The 20,593-nt window shown below is 65.8% G+C and carries 22 protein-coding genes; 4 read left to right on the top strand and 18 right to left on the bottom strand.

Annotation, left to right across the window (positions count from 1 at the left end):
- Positions 1–20: 20 nt before the first annotated feature.
- The 3 genes from AC1DYL_RS08260 to AC1DYL_RS08250 all read right to left on the bottom strand — a co-directional run bounded on the left by AC1DYL_RS08260 (position 21) and on the right by AC1DYL_RS08250 (position 954).
- A complete protein-coding gene (locus AC1DYL_RS08260; protein WP_477172760.1) occupies positions 21–530 on the bottom strand; it encodes a GNAT family N-acetyltransferase in 510 nt (169 codons plus the stop codon).
- A gap of 8 nt (positions 531–538) precedes the next feature.
- The gene (locus AC1DYL_RS08255; RefSeq protein WP_477172759.1) at positions 539–682 is read right to left on the bottom strand and encodes a hypothetical protein; all 144 of its coding nucleotides are present in this window, start codon (positions 680–682) and stop codon (positions 539–541) included.
- Positions 683–792: 110 nt separating this feature from the next.
- Entirely contained in the window at positions 793–954 is a 162-nt protein-coding gene (locus AC1DYL_RS08250; protein ID WP_477151460.1) for a hypothetical protein, read from the bottom strand.
- A 96-nt stretch (positions 955–1,050) separates the two neighbouring features.
- On the opposite strand from AC1DYL_RS08250, the gene AC1DYL_RS08245 reads away from it, so the two are divergent.
- Entirely contained in the window at positions 1,051–1,968 is a 918-nt protein-coding gene (locus AC1DYL_RS08245; protein WP_477172758.1) for a LysR substrate-binding domain-containing protein, read from the top strand.
- A 164-nt stretch (positions 1,969–2,132) separates the two neighbouring features.
- Here AC1DYL_RS08245 and AC1DYL_RS08240 read toward each other — a convergent pair whose 3' ends face one another.
- Positions 2,133–2,999: an SMP-30/gluconolactonase/LRE family protein gene (locus AC1DYL_RS08240; RefSeq protein ID WP_477172757.1), complete on the bottom strand. Its 867-nt coding sequence runs from the start codon at positions 2,997–2,999 to the stop codon at positions 2,133–2,135.
- A 179-nt stretch (positions 3,000–3,178) separates the two neighbouring features.
- Here AC1DYL_RS08240 and mbfA point away from each other — a divergent pair, with 179 nt between their 5' ends.
- Positions 3,179–4,162, top strand: coding sequence for an iron exporter MbfA (mbfA, locus tag AC1DYL_RS08235; RefSeq protein ID WP_477172756.1), 984 nt, complete (start codon positions 3,179–3,181; stop codon positions 4,160–4,162).
- A gap of 46 nt (positions 4,163–4,208) precedes the next feature.
- On the opposite strand, the gene AC1DYL_RS08230 is transcribed toward mbfA, so the two are convergent.
- The 5 genes from AC1DYL_RS08230 to AC1DYL_RS08210 form a co-directional block, all read right to left on the bottom strand.
- Complete coding sequence (locus AC1DYL_RS08230) at positions 4,209–4,343, bottom strand: hypothetical protein (RefSeq protein WP_477151464.1); 135 nt, start codon at positions 4,341–4,343, stop codon at positions 4,209–4,211.
- An 85-nt stretch (positions 4,344–4,428) separates the two neighbouring features.
- A complete protein-coding gene (locus tag AC1DYL_RS08225; protein ID WP_477172755.1) occupies positions 4,429–5,319 on the bottom strand; it encodes a lipid kinase in 891 nt (296 codons plus the stop codon).
- Positions 5,320–5,393: 74 nt separating this feature from the next.
- Positions 5,394–6,029: an FMN-binding negative transcriptional regulator gene (locus AC1DYL_RS08220; protein ID WP_477172754.1), complete on the bottom strand. Its 636-nt coding sequence runs from the start codon at positions 6,027–6,029 to the stop codon at positions 5,394–5,396.
- A 58-nt stretch (positions 6,030–6,087) separates the two neighbouring features.
- Complete coding sequence (locus AC1DYL_RS08215; RefSeq protein WP_477172753.1) at positions 6,088–6,531, bottom strand: GyrI-like domain-containing protein; 444 nt, start codon at positions 6,529–6,531, stop codon at positions 6,088–6,090.
- A complete protein-coding gene (locus tag AC1DYL_RS08210; RefSeq protein ID WP_477172752.1) occupies positions 6,528–8,153 on the bottom strand; it encodes a GMC family oxidoreductase in 1,626 nt (541 codons plus the stop codon). Before AC1DYL_RS08210 ends, AC1DYL_RS08215 begins: the two co-directional genes overlap by 4 nt.
- A gap of 182 nt (positions 8,154–8,335) precedes the next feature.
- Between AC1DYL_RS08210 and AC1DYL_RS08205 the strand changes: the two genes are divergently transcribed.
- Positions 8,336–9,253, top strand: coding sequence for a hypothetical protein (locus AC1DYL_RS08205; protein WP_477172751.1), 918 nt, complete (start codon positions 8,336–8,338; stop codon positions 9,251–9,253).
- Positions 9,254–9,259: 6 nt separating this feature from the next.
- Here the strand turns inward: AC1DYL_RS08205 and AC1DYL_RS08200 are convergent, their stop codons facing one another.
- The 3 genes from AC1DYL_RS08200 to trhO all read right to left on the bottom strand — a co-directional run bounded on the left by AC1DYL_RS08200 (position 9,260) and on the right by trhO (position 12,935).
- Entirely contained in the window at positions 9,260–10,585 is a 1,326-nt protein-coding gene (locus AC1DYL_RS08200) for a phenylacetate--CoA ligase family protein (protein ID WP_477172750.1), read from the bottom strand.
- Positions 10,586–10,711: 126 nt separating this feature from the next.
- Positions 10,712–11,647 (bottom strand): LysR family transcriptional regulator, encoded by a 936-nt coding sequence (locus tag AC1DYL_RS08195; protein WP_477151471.1) that lies wholly within the window; start codon positions 11,645–11,647, stop codon positions 10,712–10,714.
- Between the two features lie 292 nt (positions 11,648–11,939).
- Positions 11,940–12,935, bottom strand: a complete 996-nt coding sequence (gene trhO, locus AC1DYL_RS08190) for an oxygen-dependent tRNA uridine(34) hydroxylase TrhO (RefSeq protein ID WP_477172749.1) — start codon at positions 12,933–12,935, stop codon at positions 11,940–11,942.
- A 60-nt stretch (positions 12,936–12,995) separates the two neighbouring features.
- Between trhO and AC1DYL_RS08185 the strand changes: the two genes are divergently transcribed.
- Positions 12,996–14,021 (top strand): aldo/keto reductase, encoded by a 1,026-nt coding sequence (locus tag AC1DYL_RS08185; RefSeq protein ID WP_477172748.1) that lies wholly within the window; start codon positions 12,996–12,998, stop codon positions 14,019–14,021.
- A 106-nt stretch (positions 14,022–14,127) separates the two neighbouring features.
- Here the strand turns inward: AC1DYL_RS08185 and AC1DYL_RS08180 are convergent, their stop codons facing one another.
- From AC1DYL_RS08180 to pheS, 6 genes are read right to left on the bottom strand one after another with little or no spacing between them, the layout of a single operon-like run.
- On the bottom strand, positions 14,128–15,420 hold the full coding sequence (locus tag AC1DYL_RS08180) for an O-antigen ligase family protein (RefSeq protein ID WP_477151474.1): 1,293 nt from the start codon (positions 15,418–15,420) through the stop codon (positions 14,128–14,130).
- Between the two features lie 8 nt (positions 15,421–15,428).
- Positions 15,429–17,837, bottom strand: a complete 2,409-nt coding sequence (pheT, locus tag AC1DYL_RS08175) for a phenylalanine--tRNA ligase subunit beta (protein ID WP_477172747.1) — start codon at positions 17,835–17,837, stop codon at positions 15,429–15,431.
- Complete coding sequence (locus tag AC1DYL_RS08170) at positions 17,834–18,487, bottom strand: DNA polymerase III subunit epsilon (protein ID WP_477172746.1); 654 nt, start codon at positions 18,485–18,487, stop codon at positions 17,834–17,836. The genes pheT and AC1DYL_RS08170 overlap by 4 nt, the downstream gene beginning before the upstream one ends.
- Positions 18,484–18,912, bottom strand: a complete 429-nt coding sequence (locus AC1DYL_RS08165; protein WP_477172745.1) for a hypothetical protein — start codon at positions 18,910–18,912, stop codon at positions 18,484–18,486. The genes AC1DYL_RS08170 and AC1DYL_RS08165 overlap by 4 nt, the downstream gene beginning before the upstream one ends.
- Positions 18,909–19,370: a hypothetical protein gene (locus AC1DYL_RS08160; protein WP_477172744.1), complete on the bottom strand. Its 462-nt coding sequence runs from the start codon at positions 19,368–19,370 to the stop codon at positions 18,909–18,911. Before AC1DYL_RS08160 ends, AC1DYL_RS08165 begins: the two co-directional genes overlap by 4 nt.
- Positions 19,370–20,500 carry a phenylalanine--tRNA ligase subunit alpha gene (gene pheS / locus AC1DYL_RS08155; RefSeq protein WP_477151479.1) on the bottom strand — a complete coding sequence of 377 codons (1,131 nt, stop codon included), beginning with the start codon at positions 20,498–20,500 and terminating at the stop codon, positions 19,370–19,372. Before pheS ends, AC1DYL_RS08160 begins: the two co-directional genes overlap by 1 nt.
- Between the last annotated feature and the right edge of the window lie 93 nt (positions 20,501–20,593).

Here is a 20,593-nt window from a genome sequence, read left to right as displayed (position 1 = left end):
TTGCTGCTCCCGGATTAGCCTCACACCAGCGGCGAGTTGTCCTTGCGCATGTAGGCCACCACCATCGGCGTGCCGTCTTCGAACTGGTATTCGGCGCGGCCGCTGACGTGGTAGCCGAAGGCCGAGTAGAAGCTCTTGGCATTGAGCGAGGCGCGGATGCGCAGCTCATGCACGCCCTGCGCCGCGGCCGCCGCTTCCATGGCGGTGAGCAGCTTTCGGCCGATGCCTTGCCGCGCCGCGTCGGGCGCCACGTAGCAGGCGAGGATTTCACCCGTTTCCGGCATGACGATGCCGAAGCCGACCAGCTCGCCGCCGCGCTCGGCCAGCAGTGTCAGGCCGCCATCTTCCTGGCTCTCGCGATAGCGCTGTTCGGCGCTCGCCAGCGTTACCGGCGGACTCCAGCGCTCCAGCACTTCGCGCGGATAGAACGGCGCGGCCAGCGCGTGCACCGAGACGTGGTGCAGCGCGGCGATCGCCAGCGCGTCGGCCAGCCGCGCCGGTCGGATGAGGATGGGCGGGGCGGCGCTCATCGCACAGCCTAGAGCGCGTCGTCTTCGCGGCGGGGATGGTGCGTGGGCAGGTCGGCCCAGTCGCGCGGCGTCCAGCTATTGGACCAGTCGCGGGTCTTGGGCTTGTTGGGCGAACGGCGACGCAGCTTCGAAAACAGGTCTTTCATCTTCATCTCTTCTCTCCCGGATCGGGAATTGCCGTTGTCGGAAACGGCTAGGGCGGCCGATCTAGTGACCGGCCGCTGAACGCGTCATGAACTGGGTTGTCAGGCTTCGGGGCGCCTCAGGCGCCGATGCAGTCGTCGAGCCTTGGATGATACACCGGCAAGTCGGCCAGTTCGGTCGGGCTCATGCTGCTGAGCGGGTCGCTGCGCTGATCGGCGACGGCCTCCACCTCGAAGAAGCGCGCCAGCCAGATACGCATGCTGATGAACATTTTGTACATTTCCAAGCCTCCTTTCCTGAGGGTGTGACCGTGTTATGAGCCATGGAGCGGCCCGCGCCAATCGACAAGACCTGGTCGTGGGTGTAGAAAAACTATATGGCAAATCCCTTCCCGATTCCGCTCAACGCCGTCCGTGCCATTGAGATCGTGGCGCGGCGCGGGGCATTGGCGCCCGCTGCCGAGGAGCTCGGCGTCACCCCCGGTGCGGTGAGCCAGCACTTGCGGCGGGCCGAGGAGCGGCTGGGGCTCGAGCTGTTCGAGCGGACGCCGCAGGGGCTGAAGCCGACCGCCGCGCTGCGCCAGATCCTGCCGCAGCTGTCGAGCGGCTTCACGGCGCTGGCCGATGCGGTCGGCAGCCTCAGGGCCGGCAACGAGAACGTGCTGACGCTGACCGTGGGCAGCGTGTTCGCGTCGCGCTGGCTGATCTGGCGGATCGCCAAGTTCAACAAGCTGCACCCGGAGATCGAGATACGGCTGGTGGTGACCGGCAACATGATCGACCTGGTGCACTCCGACATCGACGTCGGCATTCGCTTCGGTCGCGGGAAATGGGCGGGGCTGAAGGCGGAGCTGGTGGGCGGCGCGCGATACAGCCCGGTGGCGGCGCCGCCTTTGGCGAAGCTGCTGCGCTCGCCGGCCGATCTGGCGAAGGTGCCGCTGATCCGCGACAACGCCTCGATGCTGCCCTGGGAGCCGTGGTTCGCGGCTGCCGGCACGCCGCCGATCGAACTGGCGGGACCGCGCTATGACGATCCGGCGCTGGCGTTCGATGCGGCGATATCGGAGCAGGGCGTGCTGATGGCGGTCGACATGATGTCGGTCGACGCAGTGAGCGACGGGCGGCTGGTGCGGCCGTTCGATGTGTCGGTGGAGAGCGAACTGGGCTATTGGCTGATCGTCGCCGAGGGGCGGCGCGAGCCGAAGAAGGTGCGGCTGTTCAGGGAGTGGCTGCGGGCCGAGGTGCCAGATTCGGCGGAGGGATATGTGGCGCAGGTGAAGCGGCGGGAGGGATGAGGGGCGCACGATGCACCGTCCGCCTCGTGGCTCCGCACACCCCCACCCATCCTCCCCCGTCAAGGGGGAGGTGCCGCATCCAGTGTTTGGCTCTATCGCGCCCCCACCATGCAGGCACCCTCCCCTTGCGGGGAGGGTTGGGGAGGGGGAGCGTCGAGCTCGGCCTATTCCAGCTTCAGCGCCACCAGTTCGCCCGTCTGCATCAGCGGCACGTAGAGCATGTTGCCTTCGGCCCAGAGGTCGGCGGCTCCGGCAACAAGGGTGGCGATCGGCGTCGCCTTGCCGTCGGCGTAGCGGTAGATGGTGCCCGACGGGTTGTCGTCGAAGATGATGGCGTCGCCGACCTTGGCAACGCCGTCCGTCATGCTGAGCTCGGTGGCGCCGGCGGAAGGCGTGAGGGCCTTGGTGGCCGGGTCCACCGAGAGCAGCCCGCCCTTGGTGGTGACCGAGAAGTCCTCCTTGAGGCCGGAGCCGAGGCCGCCGACCAGCAACTGGCCGCCATCGATGAACAGCCCGTTGGGCGACATCAGTTTCTCGTCGGCGAGCCATTTCTCGGCCTTGCCGCCTTCCACCCTGTAGATGGCCTGCCCGAAGGTGTCGCTGACATAGATGACGGTGCCGTCGGTGGCGACGTCGTTGGCCATCATCGCCCCCTCGAGCGGGTGCGTGGCGACGATCGAGCCGTCCGAGAGCTTGACCTCGACGAGGCCGGTGGTGTCGGCGACGAACAGGCTGTCGCCGATGATCGCCATGCCCTTGGGATCGGAAAGCCCGGTGACCCATTGCTCGGTCACCAGCTTGCCCTCCGGCGAAACGATGGAGAGATAGCCGTCGGTGCCGCCATCCGGCCCGAAGGCCCCGATATTGTCGATGATCAGGCGGTTGTTGGCTTTGTCGAAGATCACTGATTCCGGCGTCTTGAAGCCACCCAGCCGCCAGGCTTCGGTGGCGGTCTGGGCTGAGGCAGAGAGCGTGCCGGCGACCAAGAAGCCAAGTGAGAGGCCGAGTGCGAGGCTCAATTTCAGGAGCATGATCATTCCTCCGCTATCACGTGTTGGCCGGACTTCGCCGCTTCGCGGTCCGGCGCGCGACGTTAGACCGCGGCAACCAAGGATACGCCTTTGCTCGACATCAGCGAAGGGAATGAACCAGGCTTGTCCGGCCAGTGATCAGGCATTAGAATAGTTCTAAACTAAACGGCTAGAGCATTATGTTTGCACGACTTCTGCATCCCAACCGGCGTGACTTCAGCTCGCTGGACGAACGCGAGATCCTCTCGTTGGCGGTTGCCGCCGAGGAGGAGGATGGGGCGATCTATGCCGAGATCGCCGAGCGCTTCGCCTCGCGCTATCCCGCCACCGCCAAGGTGTTCGAAGGCATGGCGGTGGAGGAGGACGGGCACCGGCGCCGGCTGCTCGACCTCTACGTGCAAAAGTTCGGCTCGCGCCTCGTGCCGATCCGGCGCGAGCATGTGCGCGGCTTCATCGAGCGCAAGCCCGTCTGGCTGATGGAGACCATGAGCCTGGAGGCGGTGCGCCAGATGGCGTTCGAGATGGAGGCGGCGGCATCGCGCTTCTACACCGAGGCGGCCGGACGGACGACCGATGTCGAGGTGCGAAAACTCCTCGGCGACCTCGCGGTCGAGGAACGCGAGCATGCCAACCTCGCCGGAAAGCTGGAGGAGCAGGCGCTCGGGGCCGAGGAGCGGGCGGCGGAAAAGAGCGAAGAGCACCGGCAGTTCCTCCTGACCTATGTGCAGCCCGGGCTGGCCGGGCTGATGGACGGCTCGGTGTCGACCCTGGCGCCGGTGTTCGCCGCGGCCTTCGCCACCGGCAACACCTGGGCCACCTTCCTCGTCGGCCTCGCGGCAGCGGTGGGCGCCGGCATCTCAATGGGCTTTACCGAGGCGGCGGCCGATGACGGCAAGCTCACCGGGCGCGGCTCGCCGGTGACGCGCGGCGTGGTCACCGGGGCGATGACGACGCTGGGCGGGCTGGGGCACGCGATGCCCTACCTGATCCCGCATTTCTGGACCGCGACTGGCGTAGCGGCGGCAGTGGTGGTGATCGAACTCTGGGCCATCGCTTTCATCCAGAACCGCTACATGCAGACCCCGTTCTGGCGCGCGGCATTGCAGGTGGTGGTGGGTGGCGCACTGGTCTTTGCCGCCGGAATTATCATCGGCAGCGCTTGAGTCCGGCGGCGGCCTCGGAGCCCGGGCCGCCGGCTATACGCGTCGCTCAGTTGGCGACGACGAAGAAAACCACAAAGAACAGCACGGCAAACAGCGCGACCAGGAACGGCCATGGCAGCAGATGCAGCTCGTGCTGGGTCTCGAGCCCGTGGTCGAGATTTTCGTGGCGGATACCTTGCATACGAGGCCTCCCGTCATCAGCGCCGGGGCCATCGGAGGCTCCGGCTGCGGCGATAATAGCACCGCCCGCGCGCGCGACAAACACCCTAGGCCGGCGGCGCGAACACCGTGATGGCGCCTGGGCGGATGCGGAAATGCGCCGGGGTCTGGGTGACGATATCGCCGTCGAGATTGACCGGCCGCGGCTTTTTGGTGCGGATATCAAACTCGATGCAGCGGGCCGTGCGCACTTCCTCCCACGCGCCATGCGTGCCGGAGCGGAAGGCGCGGAGCATCAGCGCCAGCTTCCAGACATTGTCGATCTCGAGGCTGTAGAGGTCGAGTGTGCCGTCCTCGATGCTGGCATCCTGCTCGATCACAGTGCCGCCCCCATAGTGCCGGCCGTTGCCGACGGCGATCTGGTAGGTTTTGACCTGCGAGGTGCCTTCGCGGTTGATGATGGTGGCGCTGAACGGGCGGGCCTGCATCAGCACCTTGAGCGCGCCGATGGCATAGCCGAGCCGACCCCAGCGGCGCTTGGTCTCCGCACTGAGCCCCATGGCGAGATCGGCGCCGAGCCCGATGGTCGCGACGTTGAAGAACGGATGGCCGTTGACGTCGCCGAGGTCCACCCGGCGCTGGTTGCCGGCGATGATGATATCGGCGGCGAGGTCGAGCTGGGTCGGGATTTCTAGCGTGCGGGCGAGGTCGTTGGCGGTGCCCATCGGCAAGATGCCCATCGGCAACCCCGCCGCGACGACGCCATTGGCCGCGGCGTTGATGGTGCCATCGCCGCCGCAGACGATGGCGAGGTCGGCCTCGTGCCGGCGCCGGACGATATCGGCCGCAACCTCGCCCGGCGAGCTGAACCGCTCGATCGCCACGTCGATGCCGCCGGCCTCGAGCCGCGCCGCCACGGCATCGAGGGATTCGGTGCCGCGCCGGGCATTGGGATTGACCAGCATCAGGGCCCTGCGGCGCGCGGGTAAACTCGTCATCGTGCGGGGGCTTTCGCTATGGAAAGGCCCTAGGTGGAGGCCGCGATGCCGAAGCGCAAGTGCGGCAGGTCGGCTCAGACGCCGCCGCGCGCCTTCACCAGCTCGCGCATCGCCGGTGCCTGTGCATCGGCTTCCGATTCAAGCCCATGCGCGACGCCGAGCCGGTCGAGTTCCGGCCGGTTCTGGCTGGCCTTGAACTTGGCCTCGATGGCCGAAATCTCGATCTCGATGCCGACGATGCCCTTGAGCTGGCCGGCAATGAAGGCGTCCGGTGCATCACTAACCGCCCAGGGCTTGGCGCGACGGCCCTCGTGCTGATTGGTGAGAGCGGAGACGTTGGCGTGGAGCCATGCCGCATCCTCGATCACCCGGGCGGCGCCGCGAGCCTGCACGATGGCGTAGTTCCAGGTCGGCACGACTTTGCCGTCCACGGCCTTCTGCGGATACCAGCTGGGGGTGATGTAGTGCTCGGCGCCCTGGAACACGACCAGCGCCTGCGGCGTGTCGAGCAGTGCTTTCCATTGCGCGTTGCCGCGCGACATGTGGCAGCGCAGCGTGCCGAACGGCCCTTCCTCCGGATAGAGCAGGAACGGGATCGGGTTGGCGAGGAGGCCGTCGCCGTTCGAAATCAGCAGCCCGAGGGGGTGCGCCGCGATGAAGGCGTGCTGGGTGGGAACGTCGGTCTCGCGGAAGGCTGGTGGCTGGTACATCGGGTGCCTCGAAACGCTGCTGGATGGCCTTGTTACGCAATGGTGGCTGAACCGAAGCTTAAGCGATCCGCAGCGGCTCCGGGGCGAGCGCCACGTGCAGCTCGTGCCGGCCCGGCGGCAGGCCGGGCGCATAGCCGAAATCGAGCTTGTAGTCAGTCGCGTTGAGGCCCGCGACGGCAGCATGGGCATAGAGCTTTTCGAACCCGGCGGCGATATCGACCAGCGGGCCGTCATGCTCGATGCGGAGGTACCGCTGCGCCGGGATGACGAGGCGCGTCATGCCCTCGGGCACCTCGGTCTTCTTGGCTGCGAGATAGCCGACCAGCTCGCGATAGACGCCATGCTCACGCGAGATCGACACTTCGAGGAACGAGGTGGCGCCAGTATCGGTCTCGAACAATCGGGTCCACGCGGCGGGGATCGCGCGGGGCAGGTCGTTCCAGTGCGCCTCGACCAGGATGCCGATGGCGACCATCTCGGGCAGTTCAACCGTCTCGATCAATGGCCGTAGTCCTCTGCGATCAGGGTGGCGGCCTTCGAGCCGATCGCCATGGCAATGGCATTGGTATTGGCCGAAGGGATGGCGGGGATGATCGAGCAATCGATGACCCTGAGGCCCTCGATGCCGCGGACCTTGAGCCGGGCATCTACCACGGCCATCGGATCGTCGTCGCGCCCCATCTTCAGCGAGCCCGACGGGTGGTAGTTGGTCTTCACCGTTTCCTGCGCGAAGCGGGTCAGGCCGTCGTCGTCGGTGACGCCGGGCCCAGGCAGGATCTCTTCCTTGATCTTCGACAGGAACGGCTCGGTCTCGAGGATATTGCGCGCGAAACGCATCGATTTGAGCGTCAGGCGCAGATCATCGGGATCGCCGAAGAAGTTACAGTTGACCAGCGGCTGGGCGCCGGGATCGGCCGATCGCAGGCGTACGCTGCCGCGGGCCTTGGGGCGCAAGAGGCACGAGGTGAAGGTGACGCCCCAGGTGGGCTTGGCCTTCACCACGTCGCGATCCTGATAGACGATCGGCGCGCAATAGAGCTGGATGGTGGGGCGCTCGCCGCCGTCCGGATCGTAGAACAGACAGGACTCGATGCCGGTGGTGGTGACTGGCCCCGAGTTGAACAGCATGTATTGCAGGCCGTTGCGAACCATCGGCCAGCCCTTGTCCTCGCCGAAATAGCCCGACTTGCCCTTGGTCGTCGCGATCACCGGCACCTCGTGGTGATCCTGCAGGTTCGAACCGACGCCCGGCAGGTCGGCGACCACCGGGATCTGGAAATCGGCGAGGTGATCGGCCGGCCCGATGCCACTCAGCATCATCAGCTTGGCCGAGTTGTAGGTGCCGGAGGCGACCAGCACCTCGCGCGCCGCATGCGCCTCGTGCGCATCGCCATCGTGGGTATAGGCGACGCCGACGGCGCGACCGTTCTTGATGAGGATGCGATCGACCTGGGCGTCGGTGACAATGGTCAGCCGCTTGTCGTGCGTCAGCGGATCGAGGAACGCTTTCTTGCCGTCCGAGCGCTCCTTGTAGCGCCCCCATTGCCCGTAGGTGTGCTGCATGATGCCCACCCCGTTCTGCCGCTCGCCGTTGAAGTCGGGGTTGTAGCGGTGGCCGAGCCCCTGCACGGCGAGCAGGAAATCCTCGGTGGTGTCGGAGATGTGGCCCGGGTCTGAGACGCGGAGGCCCCCCGAGATGCCGTGATAGTGGTCATTGAAGCGGGCATTGCGCTCGAGGCTTTTGAAGTGCCCGAGCATGTCCGAGTACGACCACTCGGTCGCGTTGCCGAGCCCGGCCGCCCAGCCGTCATAGTCTTCCTTCTGGCCGCGCATATAGACCATGGCATTGACCGAGCTGCCGCCGCCGAGCGCCTTGGCCACCGGCACGATCGGCGCCCGCCCGCCGAGCTGTGGCTGCGGCACCGTCTTGTGCATCTCGAGGAACGTGTCCTGCGCCAGGTACTTCATGTAGCCGGCCGGCATCGCCATGATCCGGTTGGTCGAACGCGGCCCGCGCTCGAGCACCAGGACCGAGAGATCAAAGTCGCGCACCAGCCGCATCGCCGCAACCGATGCTGCCGACCCGCCACCACAGATGACGAATTCGAAACTGCGTTTAACCATGCGCACCACCCTGCACGGCGCCCGTTCTAGCGACCCGGCGCGGTGTTGAACAGTCCACCTTCGTTGTTCGGTCTGCAGCAATTCGGCAACGGCCTCGATGAAATCTCGTAGTAAAAACGACAGCCGTCTTGCCAGTGTTCGACTTCGATGCAAATCTTTGGCCCGGGCATTGAGGGCGGACCATGTCAATTGTACGGGCTACCAAAGCAGCGCTGCTGGCCAGCGTGTTTTCGATTCCATTCGGCTTCGCGGCGACTGCCGCAGACCTGATCCTCTCGCCTGAACCAATTGCGGACCAGTATGTCGATCTGGTGCTGCCGGCGGTTTCAGACATCAACGGCAAGCTGGAAATTGATTTCGGCGGCATCAGCGACCCGGCGAGCGCTACGTTCCGCGCGGCCGCGTCGGTATCGGTGCCGATCGGCGAGCGCTTCGGCGTGCAGGGCGACGTCGCCGTCGGCAACATCGACGGTGAGTGGCTGGCAGGCGGTGCGCTCCACGCCTTCACCCGCGATCCTTCGTCCTACCTGCTCGGCGTCACCGCCGGCGTGGTAGTGGCCGATGGCTCGCGCCTCGCGGCAATCGGCCCGGAGGCTGAACTCTATCTCGACCGCATCAGCCTCGAAGGCTGGGCCGGCTGGGCAGCGATCGACTATGACGACGTGCTGATGCCGGATGAGAACGGCTTCTTCGCCATCGGCGACATTGCCTATTACCCGACCGACGATTGGCGCGTCAGCCTCGGCGCCGCCTCGATCCTCGGCCGCGAGTCGCTGAAGCTCGCGACGGAATACCAGTTCACCGGTTTCGGTCTGCCGCTCTCGGGCGTGGGCGAAGTGCGCGCCTACGACACCGGCGCCTACAGCTTCCGCGTTGGCATCAAGGGCTACCTCGGCGACCCGGACAAGAGTCTCATCGACCGCCACCGCCAGGACGACCCGCCAAACCGCGCGCTGGATTTGTTCAATGCGGCGGGGGATTTGGTTACGGCGGAGCACGATCCAGTGCCCGAGGACTTCGACACAGAAGTGGCATGCCAGAACGCCGGCTTCTGGTGGGACTTCGAGGCATCTGTGTGCCGCGAGATGCCTCCCGCCTGAGCTTAGCTAGCGCGCTAGCGTCTCGTCTGCCTCGTAGACGTACTCCATGTATTTCCCCGACGCTGTCAATGGGATGGCGTCGAGGCGCTTGAACACGATCCTGGCGTCGTCGAAGAACCACTCCCGGAAGGCAGTGGCCACTTCGGCTTCGTCTCCGCGCCGATCGGGATCGACAGGGACGTAGCGGATTTCGAAGTCCAGCGGGCCAACCTGGGCGAACTGCCACATCCGGGCGTCCAGTGTCTGATGGTATTTCTCGGGGAAGCCGCGGGTGCGCCTGCGGCCGTCTGGGTGCCTGAACATGTGGACCACCCTTCCATCCAGCGAATGCAACACCGGCAGGTTGCGACCGCAGTCGCATGGCGGCCCAAATGTAGCCATGTCGCCCTGATCGTAACGGATCAGCGGCTGGGCGGTGTTGTAGAACGGTGTGATGACGACGCGTCCGCTCACGCCTGGTGGGACCGGTCGTCCCACTGCGTCCACGATCTCGATCAGAACGCGCTCCGCGCACACATGGTAGCCATGGCCGACGGGGCAGGGGTGCGCCATGTGCGCCCCCTCCTTCGAACTGTAGAGGTCAACGATCTCGGCCCCGAAGGCGCGGCGACACACGTCGCGATCCTCACTATCAACGGGTTCACCGTTGACGAGTATATGTGAAACCGCTGGACGTAGGCCGCGCTGTAGGGCCTCGAGGCCAAGGATACGACCAACCTTCGTGCTGCCGATCGCAACATAGGGTGCACCGGTGCGGATAACGAAGTCGAGCTGATCCGCACTGGACCACTTCCTGGTCATGCGGAAGATGCGTCCACGCCTGGCCGCTGGATCCCAAGACGGCCCCCAAAACCCTTCTTCGACTCCGTACGGCGGCACGACGTCTGTCTCGACGCCATTGCGGAGGCACATCACTTGGCTGAAGTCGAGCCCAGCCCAGACATTGGCCCGCCAGCGCGCTGCATCTGAACTTATCTTGGTGAGTTTGGTGAGGGTGGTCGTGACCGGATGACCTGTCGATCCCGACGATTGGATGGTCCCGACGGGACCATGTCCTCGCGGCAACAACTTGGCCTGCATGGCGTCACGATGATCGATCAGATCCGAGCGCTTGACGATCGGCAACTCGGTCCATTTGTCCCAGTCGATGGAGCCGTCTCGCGCAAACACTGCATCGAGCCGATTCTCGTAAAATGGCACCTGGGTCTTGGCGTGCCTGAGCAACTGCTCGATCTGGCCACGCTGATACGCCTGCATCTGCGATGGGGACCAATACTGGCTCTCCATCAACATATCGAACAGCTCATGCTGTAAGTCGCGCGCCTCGGTCATGACGTCACTAGAGCGGAGGCTTGCGGCGGGTGCAAGTCGGACCATGCCGAGCCTTGCTGCGCACGTCCCACCCTTGCGGGGAGGGACCGAGCGTGGGGTAGTGCCGACCTCGCTGCCGGCAAGCCGTCAGGCCGCGTTTGCCGCCTCTGGCGGCAGCAGCGTCGATTCGAGGATCGTGCCGTTCCTGGTGCATTCGGCGGCGATCTCCACCGCGAAGTCGCGCAGCATCTCGCGGTCGAGCACCGAGGCGTTGCGGACCACCATGGCGATGTCGCGGTGGACCGGGTCGACGTCGGATGGCGTGATTTCGGTGAGGCGGCCGGCGGCGATGTCGTCGGCCACGGCCGAGTAGACGAAGAAGCCGACGCCCTCGCCACGGATGGCGATGCGGCGGGCGGGGCCCGTGGGCAGTTCCACCGACACCGGGGCGCGGCGGAACAGCGCCAGCGCGGCGTCGGGGAAGACCTGCCACCAGTTGATCGAAATGAGCCGCGGCACGCGCTTCAGCACGTCCTCGATCTTGGGTTCGAGCCCCAGTTCGGCGGCGATCTGCGGCGTCGTCACCATCGGCACGCGTTCGCGCATGACCAGCAGCGGCACCAGATCGGTGATCAGCGGATCGAGATTGGGCCAGCAGAGGATGCCGAGTTCGATGTCGCGCTCGCGCAGCATGGCGGCGATCTGGCTCTGGCGGCCCTCGTGGATCACTACGTCGACCGAGGGGTATTTCTGCTGGAAGCGCAGCAGTGATTCGGTGACCAGCGGTGAGACGAGACTGCGCAGCGAACCGATGGAAACGCGGCCGCGCTCGACCCGGCGCAGCGCTTCCTTCGCCTCCTGTGCGGCCTGGAGGATGCGGCGGGCATAGGGAAGGAACGTCATGCCCTGGTCGGTGAGCGCGATGTTGCGGCCGCGATGGAACAGCGGAACGCCGAGCAGGTCCTCGAGTGCCCGCATGCGCATCGACACCGTGGCCTGGGTGACGTTGAGCTTGGCCGCGGCTTTGGTGAAGCTCAGGTCCTGCGCGATCCGGTCAAACGTCTTGATCTGGTCGAGGTCCATGGATCGGCTCGGCTTATGAGAACTGTGCCCTGCGGCCTCGGATGAGGCTTTCACATTGGATATGCTGATAGTGGTGAGGGCGCTTGTCAATAAGAATATGTCAGTGTGACTGACCAATATGAGCCAACGGTCGTGCGCCTCGCGCATCCTGGCTCCTCGCACCCCGCCCCAGCCCTCCCCGTCAAGGGCAGGGTGCTGGCCGGTGATATTGGCTGGATAGCGTGTCAAACTGGATGCGGCACCTCCCCCTCTGACGGGGGAGGATGGGTGGGGTGAGCGGAGCCCCTATTTCTCAGTCGGCCGACTGCTTCCGTCGCGCCAGCTTTGCCGCTTTGTTCCGCGCCGCGGTGGCCGCCGCGTCATCGCCGAGATGCGCCTCTCCCCTCGCCCGGGCCAGTTCCATCTGCCGCTCGCGTTCCGTCGCTCCGGCGGGGGCGGCTTCCGCGCATTCGCGGCAGAGCGAGCCGACGGCCTCGTGGGGCATCATCGGGTTGCGGCAGGCGCGGCAGAGGAGGGCTTCGCCTTCCTTGAGGCCGTGCACCACTGAGACGCGCTCGTCGAACACGAAGCACTCGCCGTTGAACCGGCTTTCGGTTTCGGGGACGGTTTCGAGGTACTTGAGGATGCCGCCCTTGAGGTGAAACACCTCCTTGAACCCCTTCGACATCAGGTAGCTCGAGGCCTTCTCGCAGCGGATGCCGCCGGTGCAGAACATCGCGACTTTCGGGTGCTGCGCCGGATCGAGTTTTGCGACGTAGTCCTTGAACTCGGTGAAGCTCTGCGTCTTGGGATCGCGGGCGTTGGCGAAGGTGCCGAGCTTCACTTCGTAGTCGTTGCGGGTGTCGATCAGGGTCACGTCGTTACGGCTGATCAGGCTGTTCCAGTCGCGCGCCTCGACATAGGTGCCGACCTGCTGGCTCGGATCTGCCTCGGGGGCGCGCAGGGTGACGATCTCGGACTTCAGCCGGACCTTCATGCGGAGGAACGGCATCTCGCCGGCAGCGGAGAATTTCGCCTCAGCGCCGGCGAGGCGGCCGCGCCACCGCGGGGCTGTTTCGAACCAGGCCGTCAGCTCGTCGATTGCGGCGGGTGTGCCGGCGACGGTGCCGTTGATGCCCTCGGGGGCGAGGATAAAGGTGCCCCGGATGCCGCGCGCACAGCAGAACAGCGCCAGCTCCGGCTTCAGCTCGGCGCAATCTTTGAAATCAGCAAACTTGTACAGCGCCAGCACCTTGAAACGGTTCAGGCGTTCGGACAGATTGGCGGCGGTTTCTAAAAGCTCGGACATCGCGGCGGGTGTAGCATCCGGCGGCTGCAACGAGCAAATCGGCTAAATTCGGAGGATGAGATGACCTATCGGGCCAGCGACGCTCGCTATGGCGACATGCAATATCGTTACACCGGACGCTCGGGCCTGAAGCTGCCGGTGATCAGCCTGGGGCTGTGGCAGAATTTCGGGGGCACGCGCGACTATCCCAGCGCCTTCGAGATCCTGAGCTATGCCTTCGACAAGGGCATCACCCATTTCGACCTCGCCAACAATTACGGGCCCCCGCCGGGTGCCGCCGAAGAGCTGTTCGGCGACGTGATGGCGCGCGATTTCCGCCCCTATCGCGATGAGATGATCATTTCGTCCAAGGCCGGCTGGACCATGTGGGAAGGCCCCTATGGCGACCGCGGTTCGCGCAAGTACGTCATCGCGTCCGCCGACCAGAGCCTCAAGCGCATGGGGCTCGACTACTTCGACATCTTCTACTCGCACCGCTACGATTCCGAGACGCCGCTCGAGGAGACGATGGGCGCGCTGGCGCAGCTCCATCGGCAGGGCAAGACGCTCTATGTCGGTATCTCGATGTACCCCGAGAAGCAGACGCGCGAGGCGGTGCGGATCCTTGGGGATATGGGCGTGCCCTGCCTGATCCATCAGCCGAACTATTCGATCCTCAACCGCTGGATCGAGGAAGACGGGACGATGGCCGCCTGCGCCGACGAGGGCGTCGGCATCATCGCCTTCTCGCCGCTGCAGCAGGGCATCCTGTCGGGCAAGTACAACAACCTGAAGGGCAATCTGAGCGGCACTCGCGCTTCGGAGAACTACTCGCTCTCGGCCAACCGGCTGGAGCCGCGCATTCTCGAGGCCGTCGACAAGCTCGGCGAGATCGCCAAGGCGCGGAAGCAAACCATGGTGCAGCTGGCGCTGGCCTGGGTGCTGCGGAAGAAGGAAGTGACCTCGGCGCTGATCGGGGTGCGGACGCTCGAGCAGCTCAAGGATTGTCTCGGTGTGATCGACAACCTGGAGCTGTCGGCCGAGGAGATCGCAGCGATCGACGCGGCCGCCAAGGGCGGGATGATCGATAGTCGTCCGGGGCGCTGATTACCTCTCCCTTGGGGGGAGAGGTCGACCAAGGCCTGGAACTCGATCTCTCCGCTTTCTCCCCCGCCTAGGGGGAGATGAGCCCGGTGGTTGTGGCTGGCAGCAGCTAAGCCCGCTCGTCCCTGCAGTAGTTCAGCAGCACGGCCGTCAGCACGACATACAGCGTGTTGTGCAGCGGGAAGCTCAGCATGGTGTCGGGGAGGCCCAGCACCAGGTAGCTGACCGAGAGCAGGCTGCAGCCGTAGAGGCGGGTGCGATACTGGCTGTCGTGCGGGCTGAAGAGGCAGCTGATAATCGGCAGCACCAACAGCAGCAGGTAGACCGCGAGCCCGAACAGCCCCGAGGCGACGGCGAAGTTCAGCGCATCGTTATGAAGGTGTGGCAGCTGGGCATGCACCAGCTCGTAGACCGCCAGGTAGGGGACGATCGCCGTCATCAGCTGGCCCCAGCCATGGCCGAAAAGCGGGGCATCGAGGAAGGCCGACGTGCCGGCCCGGTAGAGGACGAAGCGGATGGCCGTGCCCAGATCGGCGGGATTGTCGCCGCCCGCCAGCCGGCCGAGGATATCGAACATCGACGATGAGCGGGCGCCGGCAAGATCGGCGAAATAGGCGATGAGGCCGAACCCGGAGAGCACGGCGACGCTGACTACCGCAGCCAGCAGCTTATGCCGCACGAGCAGCAGCGCTGCGACGAACAGCAGCACCGGGAAGGCGACGAGCGCGGCACGCGAGCCCGAGGCGAAGATCACCGCCAGCGCCATCAACGGGCCCAGCAGGTAGATGAAGCGCTGCCGGCCGGTGGCGGCCGCGGCGCCGATCATGGCGAAGAAGCCGAGCAGCAGCGCGGTGTTGGAGAGCCGGATCGGATCGGTGATCGGCGAGCCGAGCCCAGCCCGCTCCATCCCCTCCACATAGTTGAAGTAGAGCGCCATCAGCAGTCCGGCGGCCGTGCCGAACAGCGCAAAATCGGCGAGCTTGCGGCTATTGGCCGGCCCCGCGGCGCGGCGGAACAGCAGTGCCAGCGGCGCATAGAGCAGCATGGCCGAGAAGTTGAGCGTCTGTAAGAGGTCGGACGGCTGCCGCATGGTCACCACGGCGCTGATGAACAGCAGCGTGAAGGCGCCGAGGAACAGCTTGGCCGGCAGGTCGAAGGGGATCTGCAGCGTCTTTTGCCGCGCAGCGAAGTAGGCGAACACCGCGAGCGCGATGGCCAGCAGCGCGAAGGTGGTGAAGTAGCCGAGGATGCAGGAGACGCCGATGGCGACCACCAGCATGGCCCGGCGCAGTAGCGCTTCGCTGGCCGCGGCCGGGCTGAGCGGCGCCAGCGGCAAGTCGGCGACATCAAGCCCTTGCGGGGCTGTGTCGCCGATCGTTTCGCGTTTGCCGTCAGCCGTCATTGCATTTCCTAGGTGCGGAGTACGCCGCCCGTTGCCTTGGTCACCGCCGCGACGACATTGGCCGCGACCTTTTCGATCTCTTCGTCGGTCAGCGTCTTGTCGGTGGGCTGCAGCGTCACCGCAATGCCGACCGACTTCTTGTCGTCGGAGATGCCCTTGCCCTCGAACACGTCGAACACCGAGACTTCAGTGATCAGCGTTTTGTCGGCGTTCTTGGCGGCGCGGAGGATCGTTGCAGCTGGGACAGTACGGTCGACGAGGAAGGCGAAATCGCGGCTGAGCGGCATCAGGTCGCTGAGCTTCAGCGCTGGCTTGGAGCGGGTCGGCTTCTTGCGAGGTTCGGGGATCGCGTCGAGGTCGAGCTCGAACGCAGCGATCGGGCCGGTGAGGTCGAACTTTTCGAGCTCGGTCGGGTGGACCTCGCCGAACCAGCCGATGGTGAGTTTCGGCCCGAGCTGGACGCGGCCGCCGCGGCCCGGATGGCTCCAGGATGCAGGCTCGGCCACTAGCTGCAGCTTGTCGATGTCATGGCCCATGGCGTCGAGCAGCGCTGCGATGTCCGACTTGGCGTCGAATACCGAAACCTTGCCGTTCGCCGACTGCCAATGGCGCGAGCCGCCGAGCCGGATGCCCGAGGCATAGGTGCGCTGACCTTCTGGCTGCACCGAGTGGAACACCTGGCCGACTTCGAACAGTTTCAGCTCGCTGGAGCCGCGATTGGTGTTGCGCTGGGCCGCGCCGAGGAGACCCGGCAGCAGAGACGGCCGCATGTCGGTGAGTTCGGACGCGATCGGGTTGGCGAGCTTCAGCTCGGCCGCGCCGCCGCCGAAGCGAACGGCCTCCGCTTCCGGGATGAAGCTCCAGGTCACTGCTTCGTCGAGGCCACGGGCCGCGAGGGTGCGGCGGGCGAGGCGGCGACGGTTCTGCAGCGTCGTCAGCATGCGCGGCGCCACGTGGTTGAGCCGCGGCAACGGATCGGTGGGGACGTTGTCGACGCCCACCATGCGCATCACTTCCTCGGCGAGGTCGGCCTTCATGGTGACGTCGGGACGCCAGGACGGCACATGCACCTTACGGGTGAGGCCGGCCCCGTCGAGCCTGAAGCCGAGGCGCGTGAGTATGGCTTCGATCTCGCTGGCCGAAGTCTCGAGGCCGGTGAGGCGCTCGACTTCGCTGAGTGGGAACTCGACGACGGTGTTGGGGAACACGTCTTCGCCCGAGATCGCCGGCTCCATGGCTTCGCCGCCGACCAGCTCCAGCATCAGCCGGGTGGCGAGTTCGAGGCCGGGCTCGGTGAGCGCCGGATCGACGGAGCGTTCGAGGCGGTAGCGGGCGTCCGACACGACGCCGGTCTTGCGGCCGGTCTGGGCGATAAGGTCTGGGTCCCAGCTGGCGCATTCCATGAAGACGTTGACCGTCTCGTCGGTGCAGCCGGAGCGGTAGCCGCCGATGACGCCGCCGAGGCAAAGCGGGCCGAGATCGTCGGCGATCACCGTCATGGTCTCATCGAGCGTGTAGTGCTTGTTGTCGAGCGCATCGAGCACTTCGCCGGAACGGGCGTTGCGCAGCACCATCTCGCCGGTGACCTTGTCGGCGTCATAGGCGTGAAGCGGCCGGCCCCAGCCGAGCGACACTAGGTTGGTGATATCGACCACGGTATTGATCGGCCGGAGGCCGACGGCGCGCAGGCGCTGCTGCAGCCAATCGGGCGACGGACCGTTCTTGATGCCCTTGAAGTAGCGGCCGGCGAACTTGCGGATCGCCTTGGGCTCATCAGCCGAGAACTGATGCGGCAGCGGCGGGATCGGGCTCGGGCCCTTCGACGGCACCGGCGACATGTCGGTGGATTTGAGCGTGCCAGCGCCGAACGCGGCGAGGTCGCGGGCAATGCCGTAGACGCCGGTGGCGTCGCCGCGGTTGGGGGTGATCGAGATGTCGATCACCGCGCCGCCGAGCTTGGCGTAATCGACATAGGCGACACCGATCGGCGCATCGTCCGGCAACCGGATGATGCCGTCGTGGTCGTTGGAAAGCTCGAGTTCGGCCGCCGAGCACAGCATGCCGTTCGACTTCTCGCCCCGGATGACGACCCCCGCCTTCAGGGTGAAGTCCTTGCCCGGGATGTAGGTCTCGGGGAAGGCGAACACCGACTTCATGCCGGTGACAGCATTGGGCGCGCCGCAGACGACATCGATCAGCTCACCGGTGCCGGCATCGACCTTGCAGACCTTGAGGTGGTCCGAGTTCGGGTGCGGCTTGGCCTCGACCACATGTGCGACGACGAAGGGCCGGAGCTTTTCCGAGGGGTCGACGATCTCTTCGACCTCGAGCCCGATCATGGTCAGCGCCTTGCCGATATCGTCGGCAGTCGCATCGGTGTCGAGGTGATCTTTCAGCCAGTCGAGGGTGAACTTCATTTGTAGATGCTTTCGGTCGCTTCGATCTTGGGCAGGGACCCGCTGATCTCGAAAAGTTTGGCGAGGACGTTGGCGAAGCCGCGCGCATCGTCGATGGCGCGGTGGGTGTGCTCGATGTGGCCGTACCAGGCGGGCGGCACGCGCTGCATGCCCCATTTGGTGTATTCGGCGCCGCGCAGCGTGCCTGCCATGGTGTAGAGGCAGACCCCACCGCCGCGAAAGATCTGTCGGCTCTTGTAGGGTCCGCCAAGCACGCGGGTGCCGGCGAAGACCGACAGGTAGTGGTCCATCCACAGCCCGTCGAAGATCATCGGTGCGGCCGCGAAGACGCGGAAGCCGGGCAGCGTCTCCACCCAGTTCGCGTAGCGCGGCATCACCGACGCGGGGTCTTCCGGGTTCTCGGTGGCGTGCTTCCACGCCTCGGGCTGCGTCTCCCACCACGCCATGGTGTTGGGGTCGGGTTTGCGGTCGGCGCGCGGGGCGAGCACCGCCTCGAACTCCGACAGCACCTTGCCCGAGATATCGACCGCCACCGAGGCAAAGCTCAGCATCGAGCTTTCGAGCGGGTTGTGCCCGTCGGACTCGATGTCGGTAACGACGAACGTGCAGAGGTCCGACTGACCGGGCGCTATGGGGGGCTGGAGGCTCACTTCTGCACCATATCGGATGCGTACCTGCAGTGGCCCGAGGCCACCGTGCCCTCCTCGTCGACGCGAACGAAGGGCAGGCCCTCGTCGATCAGGCTGATGTGGAGGAGGAGCGCCGTAGCGGGGTCGAGCGCCACGAAATCGATCCGCTCCCGCAATGAGCCCGGATTGACGACCGTGAGGCTGCCGGTCCGAAGGATATCGCTGTCGGAGCCGATGAAATGCTCCGCGTAATCGCCGGTCTCGAGATCGATGCGCGTGACCCGCGATCCAGCCGCCCGCGGCGCGTCGATCGGGACGATGACCGGTGGGGTTTCGCTGGAATTGTAATAGTACTCCGGCGTGCAGACGACCACCTCCTCGGCCAGAACCGGGGAGCAGATCATCATGGCCGCGAGGGCGAGCAGCGATCGTTTGACCCACCTCACGATCGACCCTTCCGGAGTGCGGCGCGGCGCGGCGGGAGCATCGAAGAGCCGAACGGGCTGTGCGACGCCTTGAGGAAGGGCAGTGCCCGCCCGGCGAGCAGCGTCATCACCTTCTTGCGCAGCGGGCTGTCGCCGTCGAGTTCGGCATAGGGCAGGGCATCGAGGCCATTGTGCTCCTCGGTGCTGTCGGTGAAATCGCCGATGCGCCAGCCGGAAGAGTAGTAGCCTGCCGGCACCCACTCCCATTTGAGCAGGCGCTGGAAGCGGCCGAGGTTGATGTAGCAGGCGAGGCCCGAGCTGCTGCGCTGGATCTCGACCCAGGTGCGGGCGAACGCTGTCGTGCGGTTCCAGCTCCCGCCGGCCCGGATATAGCCAGCGGGGGCAAGGATCGCATCGATCTCGCGGTGCAGGACGCGCACCACGCGCTCGCGCAACGATGCCGCGGGGTTGGCAGACATCAGCTGCTCAGCCCCCCGAACAGCGTCGGCAGGTCGAGCGGGCGGAAGCCGTAGTGGTCGAGCCAGCGCTTGTCGGCGTCGAAGAAGGCTCGGAGGTCGTTCATGCCGTATTTCAGCATGGCGATGCGATCGATGCCCATGCCCCAGGCGAAGCCCTGGTAGACATCGGGATCGAGCCCGCAATTGCGCAGCACGTTCGGGTGCACCATGCCGCAACCGAGGATTTCCAGCCAATCCTTGCCTTCGCCGATCTTCACCTCGGCGCCCGAGCGGTCGCACTGCACGTCGACTTCCATCGACGGCTCGGTGAAGGGGAAGAAGCTCGGCCGGAAGCGGAGGGTGACGTTGTCGACCTCGAAGAACGCCTTGAGGAATTCCTCGAGCACCCAGCGCAGCTGGCCGATATGGCTCGACTTGTCGATGACGAGGCCTTCGACCTGATGGAACATCGGGGTGTGGGTCTGGTCCGAGTCATGCCGATAGGTGCGGCCGGGCATCACCACGCGGATCGGCGGATCGATCGCGGGGGTGAGGTAAGGCGCGGCGGGCTTCTCGTTGCCCTTGAGCATGGTGCGGATCTGCACCGGCGAGGTGTGGGTGCGCAGCACGCGCTTCACTCCATCCGGCGACGGCGCCATGAAGAAGGTGTCGTGCATCTCGCGCGCCGGATGCCCCTCGGGGAAGTTGAGCGCGGTGAAGTTGTACCAGTCGGTCTCGATATCGGGACCTTCGGCGATCGAGAAACCCATGTCCGAGAAGATCGCGGTGATCTCGTCGATCACCTGGCTGACCGGATGGATGCGGCCTTCGGTGGTCGGCGCGGCGCGAACCGGCAGGGTGACGTCGACACGCTCGGAAGCGAGGCGCGCATCGAGCGCGGCTTTGGCGAGATCCGCGGCACGCGCTTCGATCAGCGCGGTGACCTCGGTCTTCAGCCCGTTGATGGCGGCGCCGGCAGACTTGCGCTCTTCCGGCGCGATGCCGCCGAGGGTGGCGAGGAGGGCCGAGACGGAGCCCTTCTTGCCCAGGGCGCCGACGCGCACGGCTTCGATCTGGGTTTCGTCGCTGGCCGCAGCGGTAGCGGCGGCGATTTCGGCGCGGAGGGTGGCGATCTGAGCGTCGAGAGACATCGGGGAATTTCCAGGTTGTGTTTCAGGGGCCAAATGAAAAAGCCCCGCGCCATCCCCGGTTACGGGGCGGCGCAAGGCTTAGCTTAGGGCCTC

Source organism: Devosia sp. P1_H9 (assembly GCF_056405135.1).
This window is presented reverse-complemented; position numbering and strand designations above follow the sequence as displayed.

What these genes read in the sequence shown, in the direction of transcription:
- AC1DYL_RS08260 (WP_477172760.1), bottom strand. Translation starts at nt 530, where the DNA reads ATGAGCGCCGCCCCGCCCATCCTCATCCGACCGGCGCGGCTGGCCGAC.
- trhO (WP_477172749.1), bottom strand. Translation starts at nt 12,935, where the DNA reads ATGTCCGAGCTTTTAGAAACCGCCGCCAATCTGTCCGAACGCCTGAAC.
- AC1DYL_RS08160 (WP_477172744.1), bottom strand. Translation starts at nt 19,370, where the DNA reads ATGTCTGCCAACCCCGCGGCATCGTTGCGCGAGCGCGTGGTGCGCGTC.
- AC1DYL_RS08185 (WP_477172748.1), top strand. Translation starts at nt 12,996, where the DNA reads ATGACCTATCGGGCCAGCGACGCTCGCTATGGCGACATGCAATATCGT.
- AC1DYL_RS08210 (WP_477172752.1), bottom strand. Translation starts at nt 8,153, where the DNA reads ATGGTTAAACGCAGTTTCGAATTCGTCATCTGTGGTGGCGGGTCGGCA.
- AC1DYL_RS08180 (WP_477151474.1), bottom strand. Translation starts at nt 15,420, where the DNA reads ATGACGGCTGACGGCAAACGCGAAACGATCGGCGACACAGCCCCGCAA.
- pheT (WP_477172747.1), bottom strand. Translation starts at nt 17,837, where the DNA reads ATGAAGTTCACCCTCGACTGGCTGAAAGATCACCTCGACACCGATGCG.
- AC1DYL_RS08225 (WP_477172755.1), bottom strand. Translation starts at nt 5,319, where the DNA reads ATGACGAGTTTACCCGCGCGCCGCAGGGCCCTGATGCTGGTCAATCCC.
- AC1DYL_RS08240 (WP_477172757.1), bottom strand. Translation starts at nt 2,999, where the DNA reads ATGCTCCTGAAATTGAGCCTCGCACTCGGCCTCTCACTTGGCTTCTTG.
- AC1DYL_RS08250 (WP_477151460.1), bottom strand. Translation starts at nt 954, where the DNA reads ATGTACAAAATGTTCATCAGCATGCGTATCTGGCTGGCGCGCTTCTTC.
- AC1DYL_RS08200 (WP_477172750.1), bottom strand. Translation starts at nt 10,585, where the DNA reads ATGACCGAGGCGCGCGACTTACAGCATGAGCTGTTCGATATGTTGATG.
- pheS (WP_477151479.1), bottom strand. Translation starts at nt 20,500, where the DNA reads ATGTCTCTCGACGCTCAGATCGCCACCCTCCGCGCCGAAATCGCCGCC.
- AC1DYL_RS08220 (WP_477172754.1), bottom strand. Translation starts at nt 6,029, where the DNA reads ATGTACCAGCCACCAGCCTTCCGCGAGACCGACGTTCCCACCCAGCAC.
- AC1DYL_RS08230 (WP_477151464.1), bottom strand. Translation starts at nt 4,343, where the DNA reads ATGCAAGGTATCCGCCACGAAAATCTCGACCACGGGCTCGAGACCCAG.
- AC1DYL_RS08195 (WP_477151471.1), bottom strand. Translation starts at nt 11,647, where the DNA reads ATGGACCTCGACCAGATCAAGACGTTTGACCGGATCGCGCAGGACCTG.
- AC1DYL_RS08245 (WP_477172758.1), top strand. Translation starts at nt 1,051, where the DNA reads ATGGCAAATCCCTTCCCGATTCCGCTCAACGCCGTCCGTGCCATTGAG.
- AC1DYL_RS08255 (WP_477172759.1), bottom strand. Translation starts at nt 682, where the DNA reads ATGAAGATGAAAGACCTGTTTTCGAAGCTGCGTCGCCGTTCGCCCAAC.
- AC1DYL_RS08205 (WP_477172751.1), top strand. Translation starts at nt 8,336, where the DNA reads ATGTCAATTGTACGGGCTACCAAAGCAGCGCTGCTGGCCAGCGTGTTT.
- mbfA (WP_477172756.1), top strand. Translation starts at nt 3,179, where the DNA reads ATGTTTGCACGACTTCTGCATCCCAACCGGCGTGACTTCAGCTCGCTG.